A 6,433-nucleotide genomic window follows, 5' to 3' on the forward strand; every position below is an offset into this window, starting at 1 on the left:
CAGATAGTTCCTTTGCTGTACGTACAGCACCGTAATCGTCATCCCCGGGCAGTCCAACCATCACCTGCACCCCCGTTTTAAGGCCATTTTCCTTAAGCAGGGCCAGGGCTTTGCGGGTATCCTCACTTGTGTGCCCCCTTTCGGCCAGGGCAAGTACTTGATCATCCATGGACTGGACACCCAGTTCTACGGTTTCAAGGCCAAGTGGCCGGGCAAGGTCTATAACCTGGCGAGAGATAGTATCCGGACGTGTGGAGCAGCGAATACCATGGATTTGGCCCTGCCGAATCCATGGCTGTACCGCCTTAAGCAGTGTAAGGATTCTGGATTTTTCCAGTCCAAGAAAATTGCCGCCGAAAAAAGCCAATTCCACCCGGGAACGATTTTTTTTAAACTGAAGATAGGTATGGATAGCATCTGACAGACGTTCGGTCTCATTGTCAAACCTTTGCGTTTCGGACGTCTGTTTTGCGATCAGGCGTTGGTTACAAAATACGCATAAATGGGGGCATCCTTGGTGGGGAATAAAAAAAGGGATTACCAGGGGCGGGGACATAAAGGCTTAATCAAAATTCCGGTTCAAAATAGCCAACGCTTTTTTGGCGGCATCCTGTTCAGCAGCTTTCTTGGTTTTACCGGTACCCATGGTGGAAATCGAATCCAGATTCAGGCAGATCTCAAACGTTTTGTCATGGTCAGGACCCCTCTCTTTTGCAAGGGCATAATCCGGGGTTTTGCCAAAATGCTCCTGGGTAAATTCCTGGAGACCGCTTTTATAATCAATGAAATCCGATGAGGCCAGAACCTGTTGCACGGGTTCTTGAAAAAGACGGTTCACCATGGTTTGTGCTCTTTCAAATCCGGCATCCAAGTACACAGCTGCAACCACAGCCTCAAAGGCATCTGACAGAATCGAATTTTTGTCACTGCCCCCTGAAAGAGATTCTCCCTTACCCAGCTTAATAAAGCGGCCCAAATCAATCCTGCGGGCAATGTTCGCCAGTCCTGTTTCACTCACAAGATTTGAGCGCAGCCGGGAAAGGTCACCCTCCTTTTTTAAAGGATCGCTTTCCATCAGCAGATGCCCCACACATAGCCCTAGCACGGCATCGCCGAGGAACTCAAGGCGCTCATTATCCGTATCGCAGGTATTCTGATTTTCATTAAGGTAGGAGCGATGGCACAGGGCGTTGGATAAAAAGGCGCGGGACTTAAATCGGTAATCAAGGTTTTGTTCCAGCAGATCCAGACGGGGAGCGGCCTGGATTTCCAGTACTCGTTCGTTCAATGTTTTGAACACGGACATGGCTACATTCAAATTGCCTCTGCCCCGGCCAAGATCCACGCCTTTATTGAAGCTGCCATGGAAATCAGACCCCCCCGTAGCCACCAGTCCTTTACTGTGTACAATTTCAGACAGATGTTGTCGCAGGGCTGAGTCATGTCCTGAATAATAGACTTCAATGCCTGCAAGCCCGTCCTCGACCAGCAGATTCACAAAGGTATCCAGATCATGAGGACGTTGAAAATCAATTATACCCGGATGTGCCAAAACCGGCAGACCACCGGCATCAAGAATCAGCCGGATGGCTTCTTTGCAGGAAATTTTAAATTTATCAACATAGGCGGGTTTATTTTTACCCAGGTAAAGATCAAAGGCCTGGCGAAAATCAGACACGTATCCTTTTTCCACAAGCAGTTCGGCAATGTGGGGGCGGCCTGTCTGGCTGGCATCAAAGCGACGTTCCACCTCGTCCAGGGTAATGTCAAATCCCAATGCATTAAGTTTTTCAATGATTTTGGGATTCCGGTTGGCCCTGGCCTCTGCCGCACGAGTCAGGGCATCGTTCAATCCACAGTCATAAACAGAAAACCCATATCCAAGCATATGAATGCTGCCAAGGGATTTGAACTCAGGCGGAGGAGAACACGAAATTTCAACACCGGTGATAAATTCAACCGGATATGAATGAACAATATCTTTTATTTCCAGAATTCCGGCAACGGTATCGTGGTCAGTCAGCGCAACTGCCTCAATGCCGGTGTCTCTGGCCAAATCAAGGATCTGTCTGGGCGTCAGAGACCCGTCCGAGGCAGTGGAATGTGTGTGAAGATCGATCAAATCCTGCTGTAAAGCCTAAGAGGGGAAATCAAATTCCCAGAGCCTTCTCCATGTTCTCTTCACGGGTTTTGCAGGTGATGCACTGGGTCGTCACCGGCCGGGCTTTGAGCCGTTCTATGGAAATATCCTCCTCGCAGCTTTCGCACTGGCCGAATGTACCGTTTTCAATTCGTTCCAAGGCCTTTTTTATTTTTTTAATCAGTTTGTGTTCCCGGTCCCGGATGCGCAGTTCAAAAGTTCTGTCCGCCTCATGAGATGCCCGGTCCGTAGGATCAGCAAAGTTCTCCTTGGGCTGGGTCATGTCTGTAACGGTTGTGTCGGCATGGGAAAGCAATTCATTGAGCCGTTCAGTTAACAACGCTTTAAAATAATCCAGATCTTCTTGTTTCATCGTGTTGTCCTTTTCTTAAAATAGATTTTGCACGACACCTACAAAGTTTATTATTATATGTAGATATGCTATTACTGTAAAGCGTTTTTGTCAATATCTGGATTTCCTATTTAAATCAGCAGATCCGGGGCAGCTGTTCGCCGGTTAGCATATCCACAATCCGGGTGCCGCCGATAAGCGTTTCCAACACCACCCGGCCGGGGTCCTGATCTGTAACCTCTCCGACAATCACAGCCTCTTTGCCGAATTCATCCCGGCGAATAATATCCAACACCTTCTTGGCATCCGCTCCAGGTACAATGGCGATGAGTTTGCCCTCATTGGCCAGGTAGAGGGGGTCAAACCCTAAAAGTTCGCAAATGCCCCGGACCGGACCGCGCACCGGCAGACGGTCCTCAAAAAGCTGGATGCCCACCTTTGACTGGACGGCAATTTCGTTCAATGTTGTACCAACGCCTCCACGGGTGGGATCCCGCAGCACGTGAACCGAACAGCCTGATTCCAGCACCGCTTTGACCATGTGGTTTAAGGGGGCAGAATCGCTTTTTATATCTGAATCAAATTTTAGCCCTTCGCGTTCGCTCAAGATGGTGACGCCATGATCGGCAATTGTACCTGAAACAATCACTTTATCTCCGGGTCTCGCCTTGTCACCCGATACATTGACCCCGGCCGGAATAAGTCCGATCCCGGAGGTGTTAATGAATATTTTATCAACCTTTCCCCGGGGCACCACTTTGGTGTCGCCTGTGACTATCCGGACCCCTGCCTTTTTGGCAGCTCCGGCCATGGATTGAAGGATGCGTTTAAGGTCGGAAATTTTCATGCCTTCTTCAATGATAAGCCCGACTGATATATATAAAGGGGTTGCCCCGCACATGGCCACATCATTGACGGTACCGTTCACGGCAAGTTCACCAATATCCCCGCCGGGAAAAAAGATGGGGTCCACAGTATAGGAATCCGTTGAAAAAGCAAGCTTCCCCGCGGGTACTTCAAAAATTGCGCCATCGTCCTGTTTCGCCAATAGTCGGTTATCGAACAAAGGCAAAATCAATTCCGAAAACATGGCATGGGAAACCTTGCCCCCGGCACCGTGGTCCAGAAGGATTGTATCATTATCGTTCATGGTATGTTCCTTGTATCTTATCTGCTGTATTTATAAAAAGCCGCACAGGCCCCTTCACTGGAGACCATGCAGGGGCCCACAGGGTGGATGGGGGTACAGGCTTTTTTATACAGTCGGCACTGGTCCGGTCGTTTCAGTCCCATTAAAATTTGGCCGCAGTCGCACCCGGCCGGCTCCGGGGTATCCGGAATCGAGATATCAAATTTTCTGGCAGCGTCAAATTCATGAAACGAGGCTCTCAGGACCATGCCTGAATTCGGAATATTGCCAATCGCCCGCCAGAGGGCGTCAGCCTTTTCAAACACCTGATCCATGATTGCCCGGGCTTTGGGGTTCCCGGCATCAGCCACGGCCCGGGGATAGGCATTTACGAGTCTGGGTGTTTGGGAGGCATTTTGTTCCACCAGCAGGAGTACGGCCTTAAGGATATCCACAGGTTCAAATCCTGTCACCACCGCAGGTATCCGGTATTTTTCAAAGGTCGGGGCAAATGCGTCTGGCCCTGTGATCACCGATACGTGCCCGGGCAGAATAAATCCGTTTATCTCCACGCCGTCGGTCTCCATGAGCGCGGCTAATGCCGGCGGAGTAAGCTTGTTTGCGCAATAAACGCTGAAATTATTTATCCCCTGGGCTTTGGCTGTGAGTACCGCCCCTGCAATGGTCGGAATGGTGGTCTCAAAACCCACTGCGCAAAAGACTATCTCTTTGTCCGGATTTTCCTTTGCCACGGACAGGGCGTCAAAAATGGAATAGACCATCCGGACATCGGCACCCTTGGCTTTTTCCGCAGCAAGGCTGGACCCGGATCCCGGCACCTTCATCAGATCACCGAAGGTGGTCAGGATCACATCAGGTCTGCGTGCCAGCATTACATAGGCGTCAATGTCCTTTTGGGCGGTTACGCACACGGGACAGCCGGGGCCTGACAAAAGGGTAATCGTGTCGGGCAGTACAGACCGGATGCCGTAGCGAAAAATGGCCATGGTATGGGTGCCGCACACTTCCATTATCCGCAACGGGCGGCTGCTTTTTGCACGGATACGGGCCACCAGGGCCTTTGAAATTTCAGGATCTTTGAATTCCTGATTATATGTCAAACTCATGAAAAACCTTTAAATTCCATTCATTTTGCCTTGAAGGGCCCCGGCTGCCATGGCCTGACCCAGGGCAATGCCGCCATCCCCGCAGGGAACAATACTGTGGGTATATACCTTAAAGCCCTTGGTTTTAAGCATACGGGTTATCTGGGAAAAAATCGTATCATTGTTAAACACCCCGCCGGACAGAACCACCCGGTCAAGGCCGGTTTTCTGACCAACCATCTCCGCCGCATCCACCATCATGCCGGCCAATGTCAGATGAAACCGGGCCGCAATCCGGCCCCGGGGCACACCACGTTTGATATCGGTTACCATCTGTCGTACCCATAGCCCGGAATTCATAATAAGGCAGCCGTCAGCCCCGGTTTTCATGTCAAAGGGATAAGCCGCCGTTCCGGAGTCTTCAAAATCTGCAGCCGCCTCCAGGGCAATGGCTGCCTGGCTGTCATAGGAGATTTCGTGGCAGAGCATCAAAAGGGCGGATACGGCATCGAACAAACGTCCTGTGCTGGATGTCATCGGACTGTTCACCTGTTGTTCCATCATCTGAGTTAAAAATGCAAGCTTGGATTTATTAAGAGACCGGACAAAGGGGATATCCAGATCCATTATTCCTGACCCATATACCTTATATAATAGGGAGACCGCCATGCGCCAGGGTTCCATCACCGCCGCATCCCCTCCGGGCATGGGCAGGTAATTGAGCCGGGCCCGCCGCTCAAACCCTTCATAGGTGCAGGCCAGGACTTCACCACCCCAGATGTGACCGTCCGTCCCCAGGCCGGTGCCGTCCAGCGTCAGGGCAAGCACCTTGCCGTCCAGATGATTTTCCGCCATGCAGGAAAGGGCATGGGCGTGGTGGTGCTGAACCCCTATCAGGGGCAGGCCCTGACGCCTAAGCATTTTGGCGAACCGGGTGGAAAAATATCCCGGATGCAGGTCATGGGCCACACACACCGGCTGGATATCCAGGATTTTTTGCATATGTTCAATGGTGGCGCTATAAAAATTATGGACCTGCACCGATTCCAGATCCCCGATGTGCGGGCTTAAAAAGGCGTAGTGCTCCCTGGTCAGACAGATGGTGGATTTCATACCCGCCCCGCAACCAAGGATATTGGCAAACCCGTCTTTTACAGGCGGTGTGATATCCACAGGCAGGGGGGCATATCCCCTGGATCTGCGCAGAAACCGCACCTTACCCTGCTGAATTTTGGCAATGGAGTCATCGGCCCTAAAGTATATATCCCGGTTGTGGAGCAGAAAATAGTCGGCAATATGGGAAAAGGCATCCAGGGCATGTGCATTGTCAATGGACAAGGGCTCGCCGGACCGGTTCCCCGAGGTCATGACCAGAATATCGGGTCCCTTCTCCACAAGCAGATAGTGCAGCGGTGTATAGGGCAGCGTGATACCAAGACAACGATTGTCCGGGGCCAGATTCGGAGCCGGAACTGTGCTCACGGATTTGGACAAGGCCTTTTTTTTCAACAATACAACGGGCCGGTGATAGGATAAAAGCAGCGCTTTTTCATCCCCATCCATGCAAACATGGTGAAACAGGGAAGAATCCCAGGCCGCCATCAAGGCAAAAGGTTTATGGGGGCGTTTTTTTCTTTGGCGCAGCATTTCAACAGCCGTCTCATTGGCGGCATCCACAGCCAGGTGAAACCCGCCCAGCCCCTTGA

The 6,433-nt window shown here is 51.2% G+C and carries 6 protein-coding genes; all 6 read right to left on the reverse strand.

Going from position 1 to position 6,433, the window contains the following annotated elements:
* The coding region (locus tag B3D59_RS10450) for a radical SAM protein (protein ID WP_286819604.1) at window positions 1-556 on the reverse strand (556 nt) is incomplete at its 3' end.
* 6 nt (window positions 557-562) lie between these two features.
* A complete protein-coding gene (gene rnc / locus B3D59_RS10455) occupies window positions 563-2,122 on the reverse strand; it encodes a ribonuclease III (protein WP_286819605.1) in 1,560 nt (519 codons plus the stop codon).
* Window positions 2,123-2,150: 28 nt separating this feature from the next.
* The gene (gene dksA, locus B3D59_RS10460; protein ID WP_286819606.1) at window positions 2,151-2,513 is read right to left on the reverse strand and encodes an RNA polymerase-binding protein DksA; all 363 of its coding nucleotides are present in this window, start codon (window positions 2,511-2,513) and stop codon (window positions 2,151-2,153) included.
* Window positions 2,514-2,628: 115 nt separating this feature from the next.
* A complete protein-coding gene (gene hypE / locus B3D59_RS10465; protein WP_286819607.1) occupies window positions 2,629-3,642 on the reverse strand; it encodes a hydrogenase expression/formation protein HypE in 1,014 nt (337 codons plus the stop codon).
* Window positions 3,643-3,659: 17 nt separating this feature from the next.
* The gene (hypD, locus tag B3D59_RS10470) at window positions 3,660-4,748 is read right to left on the reverse strand and encodes a hydrogenase formation protein HypD (protein ID WP_286819608.1); all 1,089 of its coding nucleotides are present in this window, start codon (window positions 4,746-4,748) and stop codon (window positions 3,660-3,662) included.
* A gap of 9 nt (window positions 4,749-4,757) precedes the next feature.
* Window positions 4,758-6,433, reverse strand: a 1,676-nt coding sequence (gene hypF, locus B3D59_RS10475) for a carbamoyltransferase HypF (protein WP_286819609.1), incomplete at its 5' end; no start/stop codon positions are given.

It is taken from the genome of Desulfobacter sp. UBA2225, from assembly GCF_002348205.1.
GTDB lineage: Bacteria > Desulfobacterota > Desulfobacteria > Desulfobacterales > Desulfobacteraceae > Desulfobacter > Desulfobacter postgatei.

What these genes read in the sequence shown, in the direction of transcription:
- dksA (WP_286819606.1), bottom strand. Translation starts at nt 2,513, where the DNA reads ATGAAACAAGAAGATCTGGATTATTTTAAAGCGTTGTTAACTGAACGG.
- hypE (WP_286819607.1), bottom strand. Translation starts at nt 3,642, where the DNA reads ATGAACGATAATGATACAATCCTTCTGGACCACGGTGCCGGGGGCAAG.
- hypD (WP_286819608.1), bottom strand. Translation starts at nt 4,748, where the DNA reads ATGAGTTTGACATATAATCAGGAATTCAAAGATCCTGAAATTTCAAAG.